General features: G+C 70.5%; 21 protein-coding genes. 11 read left to right on the top strand and 10 right to left on the bottom strand.

Annotated features, from left to right (window positions below; translation table 11 throughout):
- Nucleotides 1–45: 45 nt before the first annotated feature.
- Nucleotides 46–897, bottom strand: a complete 852-nt coding sequence (locus ACZ5K7_RS42605; RefSeq protein ID WP_468922784.1) for a hypothetical protein — start codon at nucleotides 895–897, stop codon at nucleotides 46–48.
- On the bottom strand, nucleotides 894–1,466 hold the full coding sequence (locus ACZ5K7_RS42600; protein ID WP_351694760.1) for a SigE family RNA polymerase sigma factor: 573 nt from the start codon (nucleotides 1,464–1,466) through the stop codon (nucleotides 894–896). Before ACZ5K7_RS42600 ends, ACZ5K7_RS42605 begins: the two co-directional genes overlap by 4 nt.
- A gap of 283 nt (nucleotides 1,467–1,749) precedes the next feature.
- Between ACZ5K7_RS42600 and ACZ5K7_RS42595 the strand changes: the two genes are divergently transcribed.
- Nucleotides 1,750–3,201 carry an NCS2 family permease gene (locus ACZ5K7_RS42595; protein ID WP_468922781.1) on the top strand — a complete coding sequence of 484 codons (1,452 nt, stop codon included), beginning with the start codon at nucleotides 1,750–1,752 and terminating at the stop codon, nucleotides 3,199–3,201.
- Between the two features lie 81 nt (nucleotides 3,202–3,282).
- Here the strand turns inward: ACZ5K7_RS42595 and ACZ5K7_RS42590 are convergent, their stop codons facing one another.
- The 3 genes from ACZ5K7_RS42590 to ACZ5K7_RS42580 form a co-directional block, all read right to left on the bottom strand.
- Complete coding sequence (locus ACZ5K7_RS42590) at nucleotides 3,283–4,740, bottom strand: peptidoglycan D,D-transpeptidase FtsI family protein (RefSeq protein WP_351694756.1); 1,458 nt, start codon at nucleotides 4,738–4,740, stop codon at nucleotides 3,283–3,285.
- 115 nt (nucleotides 4,741–4,855) lie between these two features.
- Nucleotides 4,856–5,500 (bottom strand): hypothetical protein, encoded by a 645-nt coding sequence (locus tag ACZ5K7_RS42585; RefSeq protein WP_468922777.1) that lies wholly within the window; start codon nucleotides 5,498–5,500, stop codon nucleotides 4,856–4,858.
- 148 nt (nucleotides 5,501–5,648) lie between these two features.
- Nucleotides 5,649–6,422: an IclR family transcriptional regulator gene (locus ACZ5K7_RS42580; RefSeq protein WP_351694752.1), complete on the bottom strand. Its 774-nt coding sequence runs from the start codon at nucleotides 6,420–6,422 to the stop codon at nucleotides 5,649–5,651.
- A 145-nt stretch (nucleotides 6,423–6,567) separates the two neighbouring features.
- Here ACZ5K7_RS42580 and ACZ5K7_RS42575 point away from each other — a divergent pair, with 145 nt between their 5' ends.
- The 5 genes from ACZ5K7_RS42575 to ACZ5K7_RS42555 all read left to right on the top strand — a co-directional run bounded on the left by ACZ5K7_RS42575 (nucleotide 6,568) and on the right by ACZ5K7_RS42555 (nucleotide 11,368).
- Entirely contained in the window at nucleotides 6,568–8,097 is a 1,530-nt protein-coding gene (locus ACZ5K7_RS42575; protein ID WP_468922774.1) for an aldehyde dehydrogenase (NADP(+)), read from the top strand.
- Between the two features lie 172 nt (nucleotides 8,098–8,269).
- The gene (locus tag ACZ5K7_RS42570) at nucleotides 8,270–8,878 is read left to right on the top strand and encodes a DUF1349 domain-containing protein (RefSeq protein ID WP_351694748.1); all 609 of its coding nucleotides are present in this window, start codon (nucleotides 8,270–8,272) and stop codon (nucleotides 8,876–8,878) included.
- Between the two features lie 48 nt (nucleotides 8,879–8,926).
- Nucleotides 8,927–9,430 carry a GNAT family N-acetyltransferase gene (locus ACZ5K7_RS42565; RefSeq protein WP_351694746.1) on the top strand — a complete coding sequence of 168 codons (504 nt, stop codon included), beginning with the start codon at nucleotides 8,927–8,929 and terminating at the stop codon, nucleotides 9,428–9,430.
- 62 nt (nucleotides 9,431–9,492) lie between these two features.
- A complete protein-coding gene (locus tag ACZ5K7_RS42560; protein ID WP_351695434.1) occupies nucleotides 9,493–10,209 on the top strand; it encodes a DsbA family oxidoreductase in 717 nt (238 codons plus the stop codon).
- A 97-nt stretch (nucleotides 10,210–10,306) separates the two neighbouring features.
- Entirely contained in the window at nucleotides 10,307–11,368 is a 1,062-nt protein-coding gene (locus ACZ5K7_RS42555; RefSeq protein ID WP_468922769.1) for an aminotransferase class V-fold PLP-dependent enzyme, read from the top strand.
- Between the two features lie 239 nt (nucleotides 11,369–11,607).
- Here ACZ5K7_RS42555 and thpD read toward each other — a convergent pair whose 3' ends face one another.
- The 5 genes from thpD to ACZ5K7_RS42530 all read right to left on the bottom strand — a co-directional run bounded on the left by thpD (nucleotide 11,608) and on the right by ACZ5K7_RS42530 (nucleotide 16,164).
- On the bottom strand, nucleotides 11,608–12,495 hold the full coding sequence (gene thpD / locus ACZ5K7_RS42550) for an ectoine hydroxylase (RefSeq protein ID WP_351694742.1): 888 nt from the start codon (nucleotides 12,493–12,495) through the stop codon (nucleotides 11,608–11,610).
- 2 nt (nucleotides 12,496–12,497) lie between these two features.
- A complete protein-coding gene (locus ACZ5K7_RS42545; RefSeq protein WP_351496114.1) occupies nucleotides 12,498–12,896 on the bottom strand; it encodes an ectoine synthase in 399 nt (132 codons plus the stop codon).
- Nucleotides 12,897–12,927: 31 nt separating this feature from the next.
- Nucleotides 12,928–14,199, bottom strand: a complete 1,272-nt coding sequence (gene ectB / locus ACZ5K7_RS42540) for a diaminobutyrate--2-oxoglutarate transaminase (RefSeq protein ID WP_468922765.1) — start codon at nucleotides 14,197–14,199, stop codon at nucleotides 12,928–12,930.
- 10 nt (nucleotides 14,200–14,209) lie between these two features.
- On the bottom strand, nucleotides 14,210–14,725 hold the full coding sequence (gene ectA, locus ACZ5K7_RS42535; RefSeq protein WP_351694737.1) for a diaminobutyrate acetyltransferase: 516 nt from the start codon (nucleotides 14,723–14,725) through the stop codon (nucleotides 14,210–14,212).
- 338 nt (nucleotides 14,726–15,063) lie between these two features.
- Nucleotides 15,064–16,164 (bottom strand): pyridoxal-phosphate-dependent aminotransferase family protein, encoded by a 1,101-nt coding sequence (locus ACZ5K7_RS42530; protein WP_351695432.1) that lies wholly within the window; start codon nucleotides 16,162–16,164, stop codon nucleotides 15,064–15,066.
- A 227-nt stretch (nucleotides 16,165–16,391) separates the two neighbouring features.
- Between ACZ5K7_RS42530 and ACZ5K7_RS42525 the strand changes: the two genes are divergently transcribed.
- From ACZ5K7_RS42525 to ACZ5K7_RS42505, 5 genes are all read left to right on the top strand, one after another.
- Nucleotides 16,392–17,246: an ABC transporter substrate-binding protein gene (locus ACZ5K7_RS42525; protein ID WP_351694735.1), complete on the top strand. Its 855-nt coding sequence runs from the start codon at nucleotides 16,392–16,394 to the stop codon at nucleotides 17,244–17,246.
- Nucleotides 17,243–18,076 carry an amino acid ABC transporter permease gene (locus ACZ5K7_RS42520; protein WP_351694733.1) on the top strand — a complete coding sequence of 278 codons (834 nt, stop codon included), beginning with the start codon at nucleotides 17,243–17,245 and terminating at the stop codon, nucleotides 18,074–18,076. The genes ACZ5K7_RS42525 and ACZ5K7_RS42520 overlap by 4 nt, the downstream gene beginning before the upstream one ends.
- Nucleotides 18,073–18,846, top strand: a complete 774-nt coding sequence (locus ACZ5K7_RS42515) for an amino acid ABC transporter ATP-binding protein (RefSeq protein ID WP_468922760.1) — start codon at nucleotides 18,073–18,075, stop codon at nucleotides 18,844–18,846. The genes ACZ5K7_RS42520 and ACZ5K7_RS42515 overlap by 4 nt, the downstream gene beginning before the upstream one ends.
- A 118-nt stretch (nucleotides 18,847–18,964) precedes the next feature.
- Complete coding sequence (locus tag ACZ5K7_RS42510; RefSeq protein WP_468922756.1) at nucleotides 18,965–20,056, top strand: amidohydrolase family protein; 1,092 nt, start codon at nucleotides 18,965–18,967, stop codon at nucleotides 20,054–20,056.
- A gap of 142 nt (nucleotides 20,057–20,198) precedes the next feature.
- Nucleotides 20,199–21,104 carry an SCO1860 family LAETG-anchored protein gene (locus tag ACZ5K7_RS42505; protein WP_468922753.1) on the top strand — a complete coding sequence of 302 codons (906 nt, stop codon included), beginning with the start codon at nucleotides 20,199–20,201 and terminating at the stop codon, nucleotides 21,102–21,104.
- The last annotated feature ends 139 nt before the right edge of the window (nucleotides 21,105–21,243 follow it).

Raw genomic sequence — 21,243 nt, 5'->3', positions numbered from 1 at the left:
GTACAGCCCCGCGCCCCTGTGGGGGCGCGGGGAGGCGCTGCTTGCCTATGAGTCGCCGTCGGCTGTCGTGTGGGTGGCGAAGTCGCCCGTCACCGCGTACTGCCTGCCGCCCGCGCTGCCGGTGATCGTGTACCTGTCCTTCTTGGCGTCGCGGCCGCCCTGCTCGTGGTTGTACTGGCCCGCGAACACCCACTCGCCGACGGCGACCTCGCGGTCCGGCTTGAGCGTCCAGGTGTAGACCAGGAAGCCGTCCTGCTCAGTCACCGTCTGCGTGAAGTCGGTCTCCGGCAGCGAGCGCCAGGCTCCGGCCGAGGACACCCCGCCGGTCTGGGCCACCTTCAACCGCACGGTGAGCGCGGTGAGTTGCTCCGAGGTCTTCAGGGTGACGTCGGACTGCGCCCAGAAGTCGTTGCTGTGCGGGTCCACCGAGCCGTCCGACCACAGCGGGCCGTCCTTCTCGCCCCCGGCGACCGGAGTTGCCGGGGTGGCGGAGGCCTTCGCGGTCGCGGAGGGCGTCGGACTCGCCGTAGGGGAGGAGGACTTCGGGGGCGTGCTGGGGGACGGCGGGACCGCCGGGCGGGACGGCGGCCGGGAGGTGGTGTCCGGGGACGCGGAGGGCGTCGGCGACACCGCGACCGTCTTCTCGGTGGGCGTCTCCTTCACGGCCGAGGCGACCGCGTAGCCGCCGACGCCGAGGACCGCGGCGACCGCCGCCGTGGCACTGACCACCCGGACCCAGCCGAACACGGGCGGAAGGGTGGCGCGATGGCCGGGGCGGGCCTGCGCGGCCATGCCCCGCTCCACCCGGGCCACGATGCGGGCGCGGTCGGGTTCGTGCTCCTCGGCCGCCTCGTGCAGCCGGGCGCGCAGCTCGTCGTGCACGTCCTGCTGCCTCATCGGTTCCTTCCTCCGCTCTCACCGGCGCGCGGCGCCATCGCCGCGTGCACCCGCTGCGGCACACCCCGGGAGTCGCCGAGCAGTCTCTGCAGCTCGGCCATGCCCTTCGAGGTCTGGCTCTTAACGGTACCCACCGAGATCCCGAGGGCGAGCGCGGTGTCCTTCTCCGACAGGTCGAACGCGTGCCGGAGCACCACACACGCCCGTTTGCGGAACGGCAGGCGGCGCAGCGCCCCCTGGACGTCGACCACTCCGGCGATGTCCGGGTTCTCGGTCCTCTCCTCGCGGTGCGACCAGAACAGGGCGATACGACGCCGCTCGCGCACGGCGCCGCGGATACGGGTGCGGGCCAGGTTGGCGACGACACCCCGGGCGTAGGCCACCGGGTGGTCGGCCGCGCGCACCCGGTCCCAGCGGTGCCACAGCGCCAGCAGGGCGTCGGCGGCCAGGTCGTCGGCGGCGTCGGCCTCGCCGGTCAACATGTGGGCGAGGCGGGAGAGTTCGGCGTAGTGGCGTTCGAAGAAGGCATGGAACTCCGCGGAGGCGGCGTCGTCGACGACTGTGCCCACGGGTGACCTCTTCTGTCAGGGATTCTGTGTCATGTAGATGACATGCGGTGGCTTGCGAGTATCCGGAGGAACGTTCCGGCGAGATCCGGAGCGTAGCAGTGATCATTTCGTGTGCGTCGTACGGGGGTTCGATGTGCTTCGTGCGAGGGGCCGGACGCGGTGTGGTCCACCGAACCACACCGAGGGCGATTCCGTAACACGGAGAAAACCTGAAACCGGTTCAACGCGGGAACAATCCAGCCAGCATCCGCACACGATCGCTCAGGCAACGAGGAGTACGACCATGTCCGAGTCGCAGAAGGTGGACGAGCGGCAGGGTGCCGCGCCACCTGCCGGGAACACCGTCGACCGGTTCTTCAAGATCTCCGAACGGGGGTCCACCTTCGGCCGGGAGATACGCGGCGGCTTCGCCACGTTCTTCACCATGGCCTACATCCTTGTCCTGAACCCCATCATCCTCGGCAGCGCCAAGGACAAGTTCGGCCACACCCTCGACACCGGTCAACTGGTCACCGCCACCGCGCTGGTGGCCTGCGTGATGACGGTCATCATGGGCGTCGGCGGCAACCTGCCGCTGGCCATCGCGGCCGGTCTCGGGCTCAACGCCGTCGTGGCCTTCCAGTTGGCGCCGCTGATGAGCTGGTCCGACGCGATGGGCCTGGTCGTCCTCGAAGGCATCCTGATCTGCGTGCTGGTGGCGACCGGCCTGCGGGAAGCGATCATGAACGCGATTCCGCAGCCGATGAAGCAGGCGATCGGAGTCGGCATCGGTCTGTTCATCGCCTTCATCGGCTTCGTCGACGCCGGGTTCGTCAGCCGGATCCCGGACGCCGCGAACACCACCGTGCCGGTGCAGCTGGGTGCCGTCGGCCGGCTCACCGGCTGGCCCGTACTGGTCTTCTGTCTTGGCGTGCTCCTGACCATCGCACTGGTCGCGCGCAAGGTGAAGGGCGCGATCCTGATCAGCATCGTCACCATGACCGTCGTGGCGATCGTCATCGACTCGGTCGCCGACATCAAGAGCTGGGGTCTGACCACGCCGAAGGTCCCCGACAAGATCGTCGACGCCCCCGACTTCGGACTCGTCGGCCACTTCAGCCTGTTCGGCGGCTTCGCCGAGGCCGGTGTCCTCACCGCCGTCCTGCTGGTCTTCACGCTGATCCTGTCCGACTTCTTCGACGCCATGGGCACGATCGTGGGCATCAGCGCGGAGGCCGGGCTGCTGGACGAGAAGGGGCAGGTGCCCGGCATCGGACGGGTGCTGTTCATCGACGGCGCGGCGGCGGTGGCCGGCGGCGTGGGCTCGGCCTCCTCCAACACGGCGTACATCGAGTCGGCGGCGGGGGTGGGCGAGGGTGCGCGCACCGGTTTCGCCAACCTGATCACCGGCGGGCTGTTCGGACTCGCGCTCTTCCTGACGCCGCTGCTGACGATCGTGCCGCTCCAGGCGGCGGCGCCGGCGCTGATCGCCGTGGGCTTCCTGATGATGACCCACGTCAAGCACATCGACTGGGACAAGTACGAGATCGCCATCCCGGCGTTCCTGACGATCGCCGCGATGCCGTTCACCTACTCGATCACCGACGGGATCGGGGCGGGGTTCCTGGCGTACGTGGTCATCAAGGCGGTGCTGGGGAAGGCGAAGGAGGTCAGCTGGCTGCTGTGGGTGGTGTCGGCGCTGTTCCTGGTGTACTTCGCGATCGATCCGGTGGAGCAGGTGCTGGGTGTGAAGTAGGGGCGGGGCGCGGAGGGTGCGCTTTCGGCTGCGGGTGGTCCGTGGCTGATCGCGCAGTTCCCCGCGCCCCTGTCGGGGCGCTTATTTGACAGCCGCCTGCATCATCGCCTTGGCCACCGGCGCCGCCAGCCCGTTGCCGCTCACTTCCGAACGGGCCGCGTCCGACTGCTCGACCAGGACCGCCACCGCGACCTCCTTGCCGGTGCTGTCGGACTTGCCGTACGACGTGAACCAGGCGTACGGCGTCTTGGAGTTGTTCTCGCCGTGCTGGGCGGTGCCCGTCTTGCCGCCCACCGTCACCCCGTCGATGAGCGCGTTCGTGCCCGTGCCCTCCTTGACGACCGTCTCCATCGCGGACTGCAGCTGTTCCGCGGTCGAGGAGCTGACGATCTCCTTGCTGCTCGTCTCGTCGTCGTAGTTCTTCAGCACATCGCCACCGCTGTCGGTGATCTGCGAGACCATGTGCGGCGAGACCAGCTTGCCGCCGTTGGCTATGGCAGCCGACACCATGGCCATCTGGAGCGGGGTCGCCGTGACGTCGAACTGGCCGATGCCGGAGAGGCCGGTCTGGGCCTTGTCCATGTCCGACGGGTAGACGCTGGCCCAGGCCCGCACCGGGATGTCCTGCTTGGCGTTGTTGAAGCCGAACTTCTCCGCCATCGCCCGCACCTTGTCCTGGCCGAGGTCGACGGCCATCTTGCCGAAGACGTTGTTGCAGGAGTAGCGCAGCGCCGTGCGGATCGAGGCGTCCTCGCAGGGTGCCGCGCTGCTCTCGTTCTTCAGCGGGGTCGTCGTGCCCGGCAGCGTGTACGGGTTCGGGCTGTCGGTCTTGACGTCGACGTTCGCGTAGAGACCGTCCTCCAGCGCCGCCGCCGCGACCACCAGCTTGAACGTCGAACCCGGCGGCAGCGGCTGGCGCAGCGCCCGGTTGGTGAGCGGCTTGTCCGCGTCGGCGTTCAGCTTCTTCCAGGCCGTACCGGCCGTGTTGGCGTCGGTGAGCGAGGAGGGGTCGTACGACGGGGTGGAGACGACCGCGAGGATCTTGCCGGTCTTCGGGTCGATCGCGACCGCCGCGCCCTTCTTGCCGCCGAGCGCCTGGTACCCCGCCTTCTGGACGGCCGGGTCGATCGTCGTGATCACGTTGCCCGGGTCGGCGCGCTGGTCGGTGACCGTGTCCATGACTGTCTTCAGCCGGCTGTCGGTGCCGTTCAGCAGGTCCTGGTAGATGCCCTCCAGCTGGGTCGGGGCGTAGGCCTGCGAGGCGTAGCCCGTCACGGCCGCGTACAGCCTGCCGTCCGTGTACGTGCGCTTGTACTTGAGATCGCTGCTGCTCAGGGTCCGTGCCGAGCCGGTGATCGAGTCACCGCCCACGATGATGTTCCCGAGCGGCCGCGAGTACGTCTCGATCGCGTTGCGCCGGTTGTCCGTGTCGTCCGCGAGGGTCTGGCCGTCGTAGAACTGCACCCATGTCGCCCTGAGCAGCAGAGCGAGCACGAGCAGCAGCGCGAAGACGGACGCCCGCCTGATCGTCTTGTTCATTCCGCTCAGACAGACGAGCGAAGACGGGTCGCCCGTTCCCGTGCGGGCGGATTTCTCATCGTCCGCTCATGCGGCGCCGCCTCGTCACGTGGGCGGATCCGCGGATCGATCAGGTTCACCGGGCGCCCCGGCGCAGGGCGGCGGCCATCCACTCCCGGACTGCCGCCGCCCGGTCCGGGTCCGGGTCCGGCTCGGGCGTGCCGTTGATCGTCGCCACCAGACCGTGGTACCTGGTCAGCAGCCGCAGGCCCGTCACGTCGGCCGACGACCTCGGTGCCCTGCCGTTGCGGTCGAACTCGACGATGCCGCGCCGGGCCTTGTCGACGTCGTGCTCCCCTGTCATGGCGGCGGCCAACGCGGCCGAGCCGGCGGCCACCCGCTCGGCGATGTCCCGGGCCCGCGGCGAATCCGCGGGGACGCCGGCCTGCTGGAAGGCCTGTGCCTCCAGGAGAAGCCGCCGATGCCTCTCGACGCGGGCCATCATCTCCGGTGAAGCCATCAGCCTGCCCTGCTCGGTGCCGAAGGTGCGGTGGAAGAAGTCCCGCAGCGCCGTGCGGAACTCCCCGTCCTCCACGATCTCGGCGAGTTCGATCCAGGCCTCCAGCTGCTCGGCCGACGGCTCCTCGGGCAGCCGCGGCCGCTTGCCGTGCAGCCGCTCGACATAGCCGGGGTGGACGTCCAGGCCGTCGGTCACGAAGTCCCAGAACCGGTTGACGAGCCGGTCACGGTCGTCGTCGGACATCGACACGAGCTTGTGCATCAGGCTCACCTGCTCTGTCGTGGTCGGCCCGTGCGGCGGGCGGCGTCCCCGATGGAATAGAGCTCGTTCACACCCGGCACTATGAGATCTCGAGCGACCTGAGAGTCAAGGGGGCCGACCGCCCGTCGAACACGACTCGACAGGTGCCCTAGAGCCGTCGCGTCGCCAGTGTCAGGCGGTCCCGGGCGTCGAACAGGGCGTCCTTGATCATCTGTTCGTGGGCGGGGGTGAGCCGGGCCACCGGGACCGAGCAGCTGATCGCGTCGCGAGCCGGGGTGCGGTAGGGGATCGCCACCCCGAAGCAGCGCAGCCCGAGCGTGTTCTCCTCGCGGTCGATCGCGAAGCCCTGCTCGCGGATCTGGTGGAGCTCCTCGATGAGCTTCTCGCGGTCCGTGAGGGTGTGCTCGGTGAGCGCCGGGAGGGTCTCCGGGAGCAGCTTGCGGACCTGCTCGTCGGTGTGGGTGGCGAGCAGCGCCTTGCCGAGGGAGGTCGAGTGCGCGGGGAGCCGGCGGCCGACCCGGGTGAAGGGGCGCAGATAGTGCTGGGACTGGCGGGTGGCCAGGTAGACCACGTTCGTGCCGTCGAGGCGCGCCAGGTGGATGGTCTCCGTGGTGTCGTCGGAGAGCCGGTCCAGGGTCGGGCGGGCCGCCGCGACCACCTCGTCGCCGTCGATGTACGACGTGCCGACCAGCAGCGCCCGCACGCCGATGCCGTACCGGGTGCCGGTCGCGTCCGTCTCCACCCAGCCCAGCTCCACCAGGGTGCGCAGCAGCATGTAGAGGCTGGACTTGGGATATCCGACGGCCTCCTGGACCGCCGCGAGGGAGTGCATACCGGGCCGGCCGGCGAAGTACTCGAGCAACTCCACGGTCCGTACCGCGGACTTGACCTGTGCCCCGCCGCCTGTCTCGCCTGCCGACATCGCCCTTGACCCCTTCGTTGGACGAGAAACCGAGGATATAGTCTCCGACATCGTATTCATCATCAGAGACAGCGTTCAGTATATCGAACATCCCTGGTGAGTGACCCGGCTCTGCGGCAGAACGCACTACATGGAGGGACCCGCGGTGACAGCAGCACCAGTCTGGAGTGTCGACCCGCGCACCGGGAAGCAGCGTGAACAGGTTGCGGTGGAAGCCACAGCCGAGGAGGTGGACGCCACCGTCACCGCGGCGCACGCCGCACGCGGCTCCCTCGCCGACCGCACGGTCCGCGCCGCCTTCCTGCGGTCCGCCGCCGCCGGACTCGACGCGGCCAAGGACCACCTCGTGGAGGCCGCCGACGCCGAGACCGCGCTCGGCCCGGTCCGGCTCACCGGCGAACTCGCCCGCACCACCTACCAGCTGCGGGCCTTCGCCGACATCGTCGACGAGGGCGCCTTCCTCGACGTCATCGTCAACCACCCCGACGCCACCGCCACCCCGCCCGTCCCCGACCTGCGCCGCTACAAGGTCCCGCTGGGTGTCGTCGCCGTCTACTCGGCCTCCAACTTCCCCTTCGCGTTCTCGGTCGCCGGCGGCGACACCGCGAGCGCGCTGGCCGCGGGCAACCCGGTCGTCGTCAAGGCCCACCCCGACCACCCGGGCCTGTCCGAGCTGGTCGCCAAGGTGCTGCGCCGGGCCGCCGCCCAGCACGGCATCCCCGCCGAGGTGGTCGGTCTGGTGCACGGCTTCGAGGCCGGTATCGAGCTGATCAGGCACCCGCTGATCGCCGCGGCCGGCTTCACCGGTTCGGTACGGGGTGGCCGTGCGCTCTTCGACGCCGCCGCCGCCCGGCCGGTCCCGATCCCCTTCCACGGCGAGCTGGGCTCCCTCAACCCCGTCCTGGTCACGGAGGCCGCGGCCGCCGAGCGCGGCGGGGAGATCGGCACCGGGCTCGCCGGGTCGATGACGCTGGGCGTCGGCCAGTTCTGCGTGAAGCCGGGCCTGGTCCTCGTGCCGGCCGACGCCGCCGGTGACGGCCTGGTCAAGTCCCTCACGGACGCGGTCAGCGACACCGACGCGGGCGTGCTGCTCGACCACCGGATGCGGGACAACTTCGTCGCCGGCGTCGCCGAGCGCGCCGGACTCCCCGACGTGGAGAGCCCGGTGACGCCGGGGGCGGGCGGCGAGCACACCGTCAGCGCGGGGTTCCTCACGGTGCCGGCGAGTCGGCTGGGCGAGGAGGGGGCGTACGACCTGCTCCTGGAGGAGTGCTTCGGGCCGGTGACCGTGGTGGTCCGGTACGCGGACCGGGACGAGGCGACGGCGGTGCTGTCGCGGCTGCCGGGGAATCTCACGGCGACGGTGCACGTCTCCGCCGAGGAGGCCGCGGGGGAGGGGCTCGGGGCGGAGATCCTCGCGGAGCTCACGCCGCTGGCCGGCCGGGTGCTGGTCAATGGATGGCCGACGGGGGTCGCCGTGGCCCCGGCCCAGCATCACGGTGGGCCCTACCCCGCTACGACGTCCACGTCTACTTCTGTGGGCGGTACGGCCATCGAGCGGTGGCTGCGGCCGGTGGCGTATCAGGGGGTGCCGGAGGCTTTGCTGCCGGCGGAGTTGCGGGACGACAACCCGCTGGGGCTTCCCCGGCGGTTCAACGGGGTGCTGGAGCGGTAGCGCCGTGGGGGTGCGGGGTGGGTCGCGGGGTGCCGGTTCGATGTGGCTGGTCGCGCAGTTCCCCGCGCCCCTGAGTCGGCTGGGCTTGCCCTGGCTTTCGGGCTCGGCCTCGCGCAGCATCGGGTTGGTTGGCCGTGCGCATGTCGAATGGTTCTGCTGACACAATCTGACCATGGACGTCGAACTTCCCGAACTTCCTTTTCTCCTCCGTACTTACGGGCCCGACGGGCACTGGTTCTACGAGGATGGTGTGCTCACCGGGTGGGCCGGGGCCCGGCAGGATCGGTTCGTGTCGCCCACCGGGGAGGCCCTGGATCCCGCCTCGGACGCGCCCCGGCTGCTCGGGGCGCCCGAGGGGGACTTCCAGCTGATCGCCCGGGTCACCGTCGGCTTCGGTGCCGCCTTCGACGCCGGTGTGCTGTACGTCCACGTCGGCGACCGGGCCTGGGCCAAGCTCTGTCTGGAGAACTCCCCGGACGTCCCCACCGTCTGCACGGTGGTCACCCGGGGCCACTCCGACGACTCCAACGCCTTCACCGTGGAAGGGAGTTCGGTCTGGCTGCGGATCAGCCGGACCGGGCGGGCACTCGCCTTCCACGCCTCCCACGACGGCAAGAGATGGGTCTTCGTGCGGCTGTTCACGCTGGGGGGCGAGAAGGAGACGGAAGACGCGCTGGTCGGCTTCATGACCCAGTCCCCGATAGGGGAGGGGTGCGTGGTGACGTACGACCACATCGAGTTCAGGCCCGACTGGCCGGCCGACCTCCGCGACGGAAGCTGAGCGGCGAGGCCCCGGAACCGAAGCGGGCGTCTCCACGTCCTCCGTTGCATGATCAGTGACCGTCTGAAGGGGCTGCGGGTGATCCGTACGGCCCTGTCCGCCGAGGTGGAGAAGATCGCCGCGCTGCACCGCCGGGCCCGGTCGACGTACTACCCGGACGGTCTCCCGGACGACGGCATGGACTGGACGGCGGCCTGGCGGGAGGCCGTCGAGCGGCCCGCCGGGCAGGTGCTGTGCGTGGTGGAGGCGGGCGTGATCACCGCGGTCGCCTCCTTCCGCACACCGGAGGGCGCGCCCGCGGAAACGGTCAAGCTGTTCCAGTTCCATGTCGACCCCGACCACTGGCGGGCCGGGGTCGGCACCGCCCTGCACACCGCCTGCCTGGAGCAGTGGCGGGCCGACGGCAGGCGGACCGCCGTGCTCGACGTGCACACCGACAACCGGCGGGCCCAGGCCTTCTACGCCCGCCAGGGCTGGGTGCCGGACCCGGAGCAGCCGCCCGCCGACGGTGACCACCACCTGTACCTGCGGTACACGGTGGACGGGGAATGAAGCCTGCTGGTTGAAGGTTCAGGTAGTTGAAGACGTCTGACTACCTGGAGAGAGCCGACAGCATGCGCGTGGAGATCTGGTCCGATATCGCTTGCCCCTGGTGCTATGTCGGAAAGGCGCGTTTCGAAAAGGCGCTCGCCGCCTTCCCGCACCGCGACGAGGTCGAGGTCGTGCACCGCTCCTTCGAGCTGGACCCGGGCCGCGCCAAGGACGACGTCCAGCCGGTGCTGGCGATGCTCACCAAGAAGTACGGCATGAGTGCGGCGCAGGCCCAGGCCGGCGAGGACAACCTGGGTGCCCAGGCCGCCGCCGAGGGTCTCGACTACCAGACCCACGGCCGGGACCACGGCAACACCTTCGACATGCACCGGCTGCTGCACTTCGCCAAGGAGCAGGGCCGGCAGGACGAGCTGATCCAGCTCCTGTACCGGGCGAACTTCGCCGAGGAGCGGTCCCTGTTCACCGAGGGCGTCGAGCGGCTCGTCGAGCTGGCCGTGGCGGCCGGGCTGGACGCGGACGCCGTGCGCGGGGTGCTCGCCGACCCGGCCCGCTACGCCGACGACGTCCGCGCCGACGAGCGCGAGGCCGCCGAGCTCGGCGCCAACGGGGTGCCCTTCTTCGTCCTCGACCGGAAGTACGGGGTCTCCGGGGCCCAGCCCGCCGAGGTCTTCACCCAGGCGCTCGGTCAGGCCTGGGGTGCGCGTTCCCCGCTCCAGCTCATCGACGAGGGTGGCGCCGAGGCCTGCGGGCCGGACGGGTGCGCGGTGCCGCAGCACTGAGAAACCCCAGGTCAGAGCCGTCGTATAAGCAGTGCTTAGCGGTTCTGGGTAAAAATCCGCAATGGACGGGGGGTTCCGTGGGCCGCAAAGTGGAGCCATGGAGACCACGGAGACGTTCGAGAGCCTCGTCCGCGCCGAGTTCGCCCCGAAGAGCACTTACCTGAACACCGCCAGCAACGGCCTGCTGCCGGCCCGTACCGTCGCCGCCCTGCACGAGGCGGCCCTGCTGCGGGCCGAGGGCCGGCCGCTGACCTCGCTGTACGAGGACGTGGAGGCCTGCCGGGCCGCGTACGCCCGGCTGGCCGGCGTCCCCGCGACCCGGGTCGCGGTGGGCGCCTCGGTCGCCGCGCACTCCGGTGTGATCGCCGCCTCGCTGCCCGCCGGCGCCGAAGTCCTCACCGCCGAGGACGACTTCACCTCCGTACTGAACCCGTTCCACGTCCGCGGCGACCTCAAGGTCCGCTCCGTGCCGCTGGAGCGGATCGCCGAGTCGGTCCGCCCCGGCACCGCGCTGGTCGCGGTCAGCGCCGCCCAGTCCGCCGACGGCCGCCTCGCCGACCTGCCCGCCCTGCGGGAGGCCGCCCGGGAACACGGGGCGCGTACCTACGTCGACTTCTCCCAGTCCGCCGGCTGGCTCCCGATGGACGCCGACGGCTACGACTTCTCGGCCGCGGTCTCCTTCAAGTGGCTGCTCGGCCCGCACGGCACGGCCTTCCTCGTGGTCCCCGAGGACTTCGGCGGGCTGACCCCGCTGCTGGCCGGCTGGGTCGCGGGCGAAAAGCCGTGGGACAGCTGCTACGGCCCGGTCGCCGAACTCGCCCACTCCGCCCGCCGGTTCGACCTCACCCACGCCCTGTTCACCTTCGCGGGCCTGCGCCGCTCCCTCGATCTGATCGAGGAACTCGGGGTGGCCGCCGTCCACGCGCACGACGTGGCCCTCGCCGACCGGTTCCGGGCCGGACTCGCCGCCCTCGGCCACGCGCCGCTGCCGGCGCCGGGTTCGGCGATCGTCTCGGTGCCCGGACTCGGCGTCCGGCAGCCGGAACTGAGCCGCGCCGGTATCGAGGTCTCCGACCGGGCGGGCAACCTGCGGGCCGCGTTCCACCTGTACAACACCGCCGCGGACGTGGACCGGCTCCTGGACGTGCTCGGCGGCTGAGGGCACGCGGACACGACCGGGCCGGGACCCCGTCCCACGGGAGGTCCCGGCCCGGCCGGCTCAGGGGGAGATCACCGCACGGGCGTGAAGTCCCGCGCCCCGATGCGGTGTCCGACGGCCGCTGCGCGGCGGGCCGGTCGGTTGGATGACCGTGTTCACCGGACGGGAGTGAAGTCCCGCGCCCCGATGCTGTGTCCGTTGGCCGCTGCGCGGCGGGCCGGTCGGTTGGGTGACCGTGTTCACCGGACGGGTGTGAAGTCCCGCGCCCCGATGAACTCCGGACGTCGTACCGGAGCCGAGAACGGTTCCACCGCCGCGTTCTCCACGCTGTTGAACACGATGAAGACGTTGCTGCGGGGGAACGGCGTGATGTTGTCGCCGGAGCCGTGCATGCAGTTGCAGTCGAACCAGGTCGCCGAACCGGCCCGGCCCGTGAACAGCTTGATGCCGTACTCGCCGGCCATCGCGGTCAGCGCCTCGTCCGAGGGCGTGCCCGCGTCCTGCATCTGCAGCGACTTCTTGTAGTTGTCCTCCGGGGTGGCGCCGGCGCAGCCCAGGAACGTCCGGTGCGAGCCCGGCATGATCATGAGGCCGCCGTTGGTGTCGTGGTTCTCGGTCAGCGCGATCGAGACCGACACGGTCCGCATGTTCGGCAGCCCGTCCTCGGCGTGCCAGGTCTCGAAGTCCGAGTGCCAGTAGAAGCCACTGGCCCCGAACCCGGGCTTGACGTTGATCCGCGACTGGTGGACATAGACGTCCGAGCCGAGGATCTGCCGGGCCCGCCCGACCACCCGCTGGTCGCGCACCAGGTTCGCGAACACCTCGCTGATCCGGTGCACCTCGAAGACCGAGCGGATCTCCTGGGACTTCGGCTCGACGATCGAGCGCTCGTCGGCCCGGATCGCCGGGTCGGCGACCAGCCGCTCCAGTTCCTTCCGGTACACGGCGACCTCGTCGTCCGCGAGGAGCTGGTCGATGGCGAGGAAGCCGTCCCGCTCGAACGCCTCCAGCCCGTCCGTGGCGATCGGCCCGGCCGCACCGGGAGCCGACCAGACGACCGGGTCCTTGCGGGGGACGGAGACCTCGACCGGGCCGCGGCTCGGGTACAGGTCGGTGATCGTGGTCATGGTCAGCCCTCCTCCGTCAGCAGGGGATAGACGCCGTTCTCGTCGTGGTCCTCCCGGCCGGTGACCGGCGGGTTGAACACGCAGATGCAGCGGAAGTCCTCCTTGACGCGCAGCGTGTGCCGCTCGTGCCCGTCGAGGAGGTACATGGTGCCGGGCGTGATCGTGTACGACGTCCCGGTCTCGCGGTCGGTCAGCTCGGCCTCGCCCTCGACGCAGACCACGGCCTCGATGTGGTTGGCGTACCACATCGATGTCTCCGTGCCCGCGTACAGGATCGTCTCGTGCACCGAGAAGCCGACCCGCTCCTTGGCGAGGACGATGCGTTTGCTCTCCCAGGTCCCGGACGCGGCCTTGACATGCCGGTCGGTGCCTTCGATCTCCTTGAACGAACGGACGATCACGGTGGTGTACAGCCTCCTTGCTAGATCCTGGTCAGACGGTCTCCCGGACGGCCCGGGCGAGGATGCTCAGTCCCTCGTCCAGCTCGTCCGGGGTGATGGTCAGGGCGGGCAGCAGCTTGACGACCTCGCTCTCCGGCCCCGACGTCTCGATGAGCAGCCCCAGTTCGAAGGCGCGCCTGGCGACCCGCCCGGCCCGCGCCTTCTCGTGGAACTCCATGCCCCACACCAGGCCCCGGCCCCGGTACTCCCGCACGTCGGCGAGGTTCTCCTCGACGATCGCGATGAGCGCCTGCTCGACCTGCTCGCCCTTGGCCCGGGTCTGCTTCTCCATCGCCGGGCCGTCGGTCCAGTAGGACTCCAGGGTGGCGGTCGCGGTGACGAAGGCGGGGTTGTTGCCGCGGAAGGTGCCGTTGTGCTCGCCCGGCTCCCACACGTCGAGCTCGGGCCGGAACAGGCACAGCGACATGGGCAGTCCGTAGCCGCTGATGGACTTCGACACCGTGACGATGTCGGGGACGATCCCGGACTCCTCGAAGGAGAAGAAGGCGCCGGTCCGTCCGCAGCCCATCTGGATGTCGTCGACGATCAGCAGCATGTCCTGCCGCTCGCACAACTCCTTGAGGGCGCGCAGCCATTCGGGGCGGGCGACGTTGATGCCGCCCTCGCCCTGCACGGTCTCCACGATCACCGCGGCGGGCTTGTTGAGTCCCGACCCCTGGTCCTCGAGCAGCCGCTCGAACCAGAGGAAGTCCGGGACGGTCCCCTCGAAGTAGTTGTCGAAGGGCATCGGCGTCCCGTGCACCAGCGGGATCCCGGCCCCGGCCCGCTTGAACGCGTTGCCGGTGACGGCCAGCGACCCGAGGGACATCCCGTGGAAGGCGTTGGTGAACGACACGATCGCCTCGCGCCCCTTCACCTTGCGCGCCAGCTTAAGCGCGGACTCCACGGCGTTGGTGCCGGTAGGACCGGGGAACATCACCTTGTACGGCAGGTCGCGCGGCCGCAGCACCAGGTCCTGGAAGGTCTGGAGGAACGACCGCTTGGCGGTGGTCGACATGTCGAGGCCGTGGGTGACCCCGTCGCGTTCCAGATAGTCGAGCAACGCCCGTTTCAGCACCGGGTTGTTGTGGCCGTAGTTGAGTGATCCGGCGCCGGCGAAGAAGTCCAGGTACTCGTGGCCGTCCTCGTCGTACATCCGGCTGCCCCGGGCCCGGTCGAACACGGTCGGCCAGGCACGGCAGTAGCTGCGGACCTCGGACTCCAGGGTCTCGAAGACACTCAGGTCGGGCTGGGTGATGGTCACAGGAGGCTCCTCAGTGCGATGTGGGGGTCAAGGGGCCGATGCGGTACAGGACTTCGGGGTCGTGCGGACCGTCGGGGAACTCGCCGGCCTCGAACAGCACGGTGCGCTCGACGGTGGCACCGTGCCGGGCGGCGTACGAGGTGAACAGCCGCTCGGAGGCGGTGTTCCCGGGCGTGATGGTGGTCTCGACGGCGGTGAGCGGCCGTTCGGCGGCCACCCGCGCCGTCAGCCCGTCCAGCAGCTGCGCCGCGACACCCCGGCCGCGCTGCACGGCGTCCACCGCCACCTGCCAGACGAGCAGCGTGTCCGGGCGGTCCGGCCGGGTGTATCCGGTCACGAATCCGACGGGCTCGCCGTCCGCGCCGCGCGCCACCGCCGACGTGCCGGCGAAATCCCGGCACCACAGCAGATAGCTGTACGAGGAGTTCAGATCGAGGCTTCCGGAATCCTTTGCGATACGCCACAGGGCGGCGCCGTCGGTCACCATCGGGCGCTCGACGATCAGGTCTGCTTGTGGAGCGGTCATGCGGACTGAATTTAGCGAGGCAAATGCAAAAATGCACGGCAGGTGCTGTTGCCAGCCCCATCTGCCGTGGCTGTATGTGCCGATATTTCCCACCACAAACCGGGCAAATGACCCGCTTATGTGGAGTGCGTCACAGGGTTGAAACCTGGATGAAATTCCCCCGGTTTAGCTCCGCAAAAAGCGGGCAGAAGATCTCGGGTAAGCCATCGCCCAAAAGGGAATTCGGAATTACTTTGAATTCGGCTGCCGTTAACGCTTTCCATACACCGCCGATGCCGGGGACAAGTCCACCGGCGCGGGCGGCACCGGCCGCGGCGCCTCCCGCCGGTTTCCGGCCGCTACCGCCAGAAGGACTCCACCGCCCGCCGGGCCCCCTCCAGGTCCACCGTCCGGCCCTGCTTCGCCAGCGCCGCGCCGAGCGCCGCCAGGCTCGACCGGACCGCGCCCACCGTCGCGTCCACCCCGTAGTGGTTCACCCGGATCATCTCCGCGGCCAGCGCGCCCCCGCCCGCGGCCAGCGGCAGCGTGCCGTCGCCCGCCAGCGCCTCGGCGACCAGCTCCGAGGCCACCACACCCGAGGGCACCCGCAGCGTCGTGGCGACCGGCGCCGCGTCCGACTCCTCGTACACGTACGGCTCCAGGCCGCCGCCGAGGGCCACCGCCCCGGCCCGGGTGGCCAGCGCCGCCGTACGGTGACGGCGCATCACCGTCTCCAGGCCGTCCGCCTCGATCCGCTCCAGGCACGCCTCCAGCGCGAGCATCTCCAGCTGCGCCGGCGCGTGCAGCAGCACCTTGCGGCCGCCGTCGACCCAGCGCTCCTTCCAGTCCAGCAGCGACAGGTACGACCGGCGCGGGGCCCGCGGGTTGGCCGCCATCCGGGCCCACGCCCGCGCGCTCACCGACACCGCCGAGACGCCGGCCGGACCGCCCATCGCCTTCTGCGCCCCGATCACGCACAGGTCCACGCCCCAGGCGTCCGGCAGCACCGGCTCGGCCCCGACCGAGGCGACCGCGTCCAGATAGAAGAGGGCGCCCTGCTCGCGTACCACCGCGCCGATCTCCGCGACCGGGTTGGTGTTGCCGGTCGCCGCCTCCGCGTGCACCAGGGACACGAAGTCGATCTCAGGGTGCGCGGCGAACGCCTCCCGGATCTGCGCGGCCGTCACCGCCGTGTGGAACGGCACCGTGAGGTCGATCACCGTCGCCCCGCAGTCCCGCAGCCAGTTCCCGAAGGTCTGCCCGTAGGGGCCGGTGATCACGTTCAGCGCGGTCGTCCCCGGCCCGGCCGTCGCCCTGATCGCGCCCTCCAGCGGCAGCAGCGCCTCGCCCTGCATGATCACGACGTCCTGCCGGGTGTCCAGCAACCGGGCCACGCGGTCCTCGATGGCGGCGAAGTGCGCGGCGCTCAGCGGGGGCAGGTCGAGGAAGGGGTGGGTCACGGCGGTGCTCTCTTCGCTCACGGAGGGGCAGATCAGCATGAGCGTAACCGGCACCCGCCGCGGTCCATCGATCGGTGGTGACCAGCGACTTCTTAGGCCGGACGGCCTTATCGCCATCGGATTGGTTTGAGATACCCAAACATCTCCTTATAATCGGAACCCGCACAACCGGAATCCAAAGCTCCCTCACAGCATCGCGGGAGCCCCGCAGACCTACGGGAGGTCTCGTGACCACGCTCCTCGGGCGCCGCCGGGCTCGTGCCCTGGCCGCCGTCACCGCCGCGGCCGGGCTGGCCCTCGTGGCCGGCTGCACGTCGAGCGGCAACGGCTCCAGCGCCTCCAGAACGGCCGCCGGCGGGGTCGAACTCGTCAAGGCCGGCCAGCTCACCACCTGCACCCACCTGCCGTACCCGCCGTTCCAGTCGGAGATCGACGGCAAGGTGCAGGGCTTCGACGTGTCGATGATCGACCTGGTCGCCAAGAACCTCGGCGTGAAGCAGCAGATCCTCGACACGCCGTTCGAGAACTTCAAGACCGGCGCCTTCCTCAACTCCGGCGAGTGCGACCTGGCCGCGGCCGGCATGACCATCACCGCCGAGCGCAAGAAGAACGTCGACTTCTCCGACCCGTACTTCGACGCCACCCAGGCCCTGCTCGTCGACAAGAACAGCGGCATCACCTCGCTCGCCGACGCCAAGGCCAAGAAGGTCCAGCTCGGCGCCCAGGCGCAGACCACCGGCGAGGACTACGTCAGGAAGCAGGGCTTCGACCCGGTCTCCTTCGAGTCCTCCGACGCCGTTCTCAACGGCCTGCGCACCGGCCAGGTCAAGGCCGTCGTCATCGACTACCCGGTGGTCCAGGGCTGGCTGAAGGACAAGGCCAACGCCGCCGCCTTCCAGGTCGCCGGGCAGATCAACACCGGTGAGAAGTACGGCTTCACGGTCAAGAAGGGCAACACCAAGCTGCTCGCCGCCGTCAACAAGGCGATCGCCGACGCGAAGGCCGACGGCACGTACAAGAAGCTGTACGAGAAGTGGATCGGCCCGTACGACGCGTCGGCCGCCTCTCCGGCCGCCTCATGACCACCACGGACACGGAACTCCAGCCTCGCAGGAAGGGCCTGTCCCGGCGGCAGAAGCGCCGGCTGTCGCGCGGTGTGCAGTACGTCGTCTTCGTCGCCGCCGTGGCCGCCTTCGCGGCCGGCGCCGACTGGGGACGGCTGCAGAACCAGTTCGCCCAGTGGGACATCGCCCGGCAGATGTTCCCGGACGTCATCACGCTGGCGCTGAAGAACACCGTGCTGTACACGGTGTCCGGCTTCGTCGTCGGCCTCGCGCTCGGCATGCTGATCGCGCTGATGCGGCTCTCCTCCGTCGGCCCCTACCGCTGGCTGGCCGGCGTCTACATCGAGATCTTCCGCGGCCTGCCCGCCCTGCTGATCTTCATCTTCATCGGGGTCGCGGTCCCGCTCGCCTTCCCCGGCACGGAGATCATCGGCGGCACCTACGGCAAGGTGGCCCTGGCCCTCGGCCTGGTCGCCGCCGCGTACATGGCCGAGACGATCCGCGCGGGCATCCAGGCGGTTCCCAAGGGCCAGCTGGAGGCGGCCCGTTCACTGGGCTTCTCGCCCGCCCGCGCGATGGCCTCGATCGTCGTCCCGCAGGCGTTCCGCATCATCCTCCCGCCCCTGACCAACGAGTTGGTGCTCCTCTTCAAGGACTCCTCCCTGGTCCTGTTCCTCGGCGTCACCCTGGAGGAGCGCGAACTGTCCAAGTACGGCCGCGACCTGGCCAGTACGACCGCCAACTCCACGCCGATCCTCGTCGCCGGCCTGTGCTACCTGCTGGTCACGATCCCGCTCGGCTTCGTGGTGCGCCGCATGGAGGCGAAGGCCCAGGAGGCCGTCCGATGAGCCGACCCGAGATCGAGGTCAAGGACCTGCACAAGTCCTTCGGCGACAACGAGGTGCTGCGCGGCATCGACCTGGAGATCGGCCAGGGCGAGGTCGTGTGCGTCATCGGCCCGTCGGGCTCCGGCAAGTCGACCCTGCTGCGCTGCGTCAACCTCCTCGAAGAGCCCACCAAGGGCCAGGTGTTCGTCGGCGGCACGGAGTTGACGGACCCCGATGTCGACATCGACGCCGTACGGCGCCGTATCGGCATGGTCTTCCAGCAGTTCAACCTCTTCCCGCACCTCACGGTGACCGAGAACCTCACGCTGCCGCAGCGCCGGGTGCTCCGGCGGGACAAGGCGCGGGCCGCGCGGGTGGCCGCCGAGAACCTGGCCCGTGTCGGCCTCTCGGAGAAGGCGGACGCCTACCCCGCCTCCCTCTCCGGCGGCCAGCAGCAGCGCGTGGCGATCGCCCGCTCGCTGTCGATGGGCCCCGAGGTGATGCTCTTCGACGAGCCGACCTCGGCCCTCGACCCGGAGCTGGTCGGGGACGTGCTGGCGGTGATGCGGATGCTGGCCCGGGAGGGCATGACCATGATGGTGGTCACCCACGAGATGACCTTCGCGCGGGAGGTCGCCGACCGGGTCGTCTTCATGGACGGCGGGGTGATCGTGGAGGACGGCGCCCCCGACCGGGTCATCGGCAACCCGCAGCACGAGCGCACTCGCCATTTCCTGTCGCGCCTGCTGGATCCGGCGATGGCGGACGTGGAAGAGGACGGTACGCCGTAGGACGCGCCCGCTGGGACGCGCCCCGAGGGGGCGCGGGGCTGTATCGGATATGCGGCCACCGCCGCGCTGGCGCGACCAGCCACGACGCACCCGCACCCGACGAACTATCGTGCGTCCCATGAGCGATCAAGCGGTGCTGCACGTAAAGGGACGGATCCTTGTCGGCCCCGATGACGTCCGCGACGAACTATGGGTCCTCGGCGGACGCATCTCCTACGACCGCCCCTTCGGCACCCAGGACATCCGGACCGTCGAAGGCTGGGCCCTCCCGGGCTTGGTGGACGCTCACTGTCATGTCGGCCTTGGCCCGCAGGGCCCGGTCGACCCGGCGACAGCCGAGTCGCAGGCCCTCACCGACCGCGAGGCCGGCACGCTGCTGATCCGGGACGCCGGGTCGCCCTCCGACACCCGCTGGGTCGACGACCGCGAGGACCTTCCGAAGATCATCCGGGCCGGCCGGCACATCGCCCGCACCCGCCGCTACATAAGGAACTTCGCCCACGAGATCGAGCCGGACGACCTGGTCGCGTACGTCGCCCAGGAGGCCCGGCGCGGAGACGGCTGGGTCAAGCTGGTCGGCGACTGGATCGACCGCGACCTCGGCGACCTGGCCCCCAGCTGGCCGCGGGACGCGGTGGAGGCGGCGATCACGGAGGCGCACCGGCTCGGCGCCCGGGTCACCGCCCACTGCTTCGCCGAGAACTCGCTCCAGGACCTGGTCGAGGCCGGCATCGACTGCATCGAGCACGCGACGGGCCTGACGGACGAGCTGGTCCCCCTGTTCGCCGCGCGCGGTGTCGCCATCGTCCCGACCCTCGTCAACATCGCCACCTTCCCGCAGCTCGCGGCGGGCGGCGACGCCAGGTTCCCGCGCTGGGCGGACCACATGCGCCGGCTGCACGAGCGCCGCTACGACACCGTCCGCGCCGCCTACGACGCAGGCATCCCGGTGTACGTCGGCACGGACGCCGGCGGCTCCCTCGCCCACGGCCTGGTCGCGGGCGAGGTCGCCGAGCTGGTCACCGCCGGGATCCCGCCCGTCGACGCGCTCGCGGCGACCAGCTGGGCGGCCCGCGCCTGGCTCGGCAGGCCCGGCCTGGAGGAGGGCGCACCGGCGGACCTGGTGGTGTACGGGAGCGACCCGCGCGCGGACGTACGCGTCCTCGCATCCCCCCGCCGGGTGGTGCTGAACGGGCAGGTCGTCGAGTAAAGGAACGCCTGTGCCCGGCGACTCGAATGGATTCACGGAAAGTCCACTAATGAGTGAAGTAACGGAGGATTGCTGCCCGTTCACCCACAGTGCGTAATTCTTGGCGGGTCCCGAGCAAGTTTCCTCTGGGGGTCCCACCACCGTGAACAGCGACACATTCCGCATGCCCGCACGCCGTCTCGCGACCGTCGCGACGGCCACCGCCCTGGTCGCCGGTCCCGCGGCCCTGGCCGGCGCTGGCACCGCACACGCGACCACCGACCAGGGCCGCGCGAGCGCCGTCGTCCTCCGCACCGGCCTGGACGTCTCCCTCCTCGACAAGACCGTGAACGTCCCGCTCGCGGTCTCCCTGAACGAGGTCCGGGCCCCGCGGAGCGCCGACCGCACGGCGCTGACCGCCACGCTCGACGGCGTGGACGGCGGCAAGCCGTTCAGCGTCCTCGGCGCGGACGTCGCCTCGGCGAAGGCGACGGTCTCCGACAGCCTGGCCGAGGGCTCGGTCCACCTCGCCCACGCCCGGCTGCACCTGCCGGGCCTGCCCCTGCTGTCCCTCGTCGAACTCGACACGGTCACCTCCAAGGCCACCTGCGAGACCGGCAGGCAGCCGGTGGCCTCGGCGAACGTGCTCGGCGCCGTCACCGTCCTCGGCAAGCGGGTGACGCTGAGCGCGGGCGGCCCCACCGACGTCAAGGTCCCCGGCGTCGGCGAGGTCCGCCTCGACCTCTCCCAGCGCGAGACGACGTCGAACACGGCGGCGGCCAGCGCCCTGGAACTCAAGATCTCCGTGAACCCGCTGAAGCTGAACGTGGCCGACGTGGAAGGAACGTTGACCCTGGCGAAGGCGACCTGCGAGACACCGCCGGACCCGGCCGACCCGTCGGACCCCGCCGACCCGGTGACCGACGTCAAGCCCCAGGGCGCGCCGGCGAAGGAGACCAAGCTGGCGGAGACGGGCGGGAGTTCGGTGACGCCGTACGCGGTGGGCGGCGCGCTGGCGTTGGTCGCGGCCGGTGGAGGAGCGGTGGCACTCGCCCGACGCCGGCGATAGCGCCCCGTCAGGGGCGCGGGGGGGGGGGGGGGGCCCCCCCCCCCCCCCCCCCACCCCTCCCACCCCCCCCCCCCCCCACCCCCCACACCCCAACCATTCCCCTCTCTCCCCCCCTATCCCCCCCCCCCACCACTCTCCC

Source organism: Streptomyces sp. NPDC031497 (genome assembly GCF_055580905.1).
This window is presented reverse-complemented; position numbering and strand designations above follow the sequence as displayed.

Bases quoted from the DNA above. Each gene is read 5' to 3' on its own strand.
- ACZ5K7_RS42605 (WP_468922784.1), bottom strand. From the start codon at position 897: ATGAGGCAGCAGGACGTGCACGACGAGCTGCGCGCCCGGCTGCACGAG.
- ACZ5K7_RS42595 (WP_468922781.1), top strand. From the start codon at position 1,750: ATGTCCGAGTCGCAGAAGGTGGACGAGCGGCAGGGTGCCGCGCCACCT.
- ACZ5K7_RS42590 (WP_351694756.1), bottom strand. From the start codon at position 4,740: ATGAACAAGACGATCAGGCGGGCGTCCGTCTTCGCGCTGCTGCTCGTG.
- ACZ5K7_RS42585 (WP_468922777.1), bottom strand. From the start codon at position 5,500: ATGCACAAGCTCGTGTCGATGTCCGACGACGACCGTGACCGGCTCGTC.
- ACZ5K7_RS42580 (WP_351694752.1), bottom strand. From the start codon at position 6,422: ATGTCGGCAGGCGAGACAGGCGGCGGGGCACAGGTCAAGTCCGCGGTA.
- ACZ5K7_RS42570 (WP_351694748.1), top strand. From the start codon at position 8,270: ATGGACGTCGAACTTCCCGAACTTCCTTTTCTCCTCCGTACTTACGGG.
- ACZ5K7_RS42565 (WP_351694746.1), top strand. From the start codon at position 8,927: ATGATCAGTGACCGTCTGAAGGGGCTGCGGGTGATCCGTACGGCCCTG.
- ACZ5K7_RS42560 (WP_351695434.1), top strand. From the start codon at position 9,493: ATGCGCGTGGAGATCTGGTCCGATATCGCTTGCCCCTGGTGCTATGTC.
- ACZ5K7_RS42555 (WP_468922769.1), top strand. From the start codon at position 10,307: ATGGAGACCACGGAGACGTTCGAGAGCCTCGTCCGCGCCGAGTTCGCC.
- thpD (WP_351694742.1), bottom strand. From the start codon at position 12,495: ATGACCACGATCACCGACCTGTACCCGAGCCGCGGCCCGGTCGAGGTC.
- ectA (WP_351694737.1), bottom strand. From the start codon at position 14,725: ATGACCGCTCCACAAGCAGACCTGATCGTCGAGCGCCCGATGGTGACC.
- ACZ5K7_RS42520 (WP_351694733.1), top strand. From the start codon at position 17,243: ATGACCACCACGGACACGGAACTCCAGCCTCGCAGGAAGGGCCTGTCC.
- ACZ5K7_RS42515 (WP_468922760.1), top strand. From the start codon at position 18,073: ATGAGCCGACCCGAGATCGAGGTCAAGGACCTGCACAAGTCCTTCGGC.
- ACZ5K7_RS42510 (WP_468922756.1), top strand. From the start codon at position 18,965: ATGAGCGATCAAGCGGTGCTGCACGTAAAGGGACGGATCCTTGTCGGC.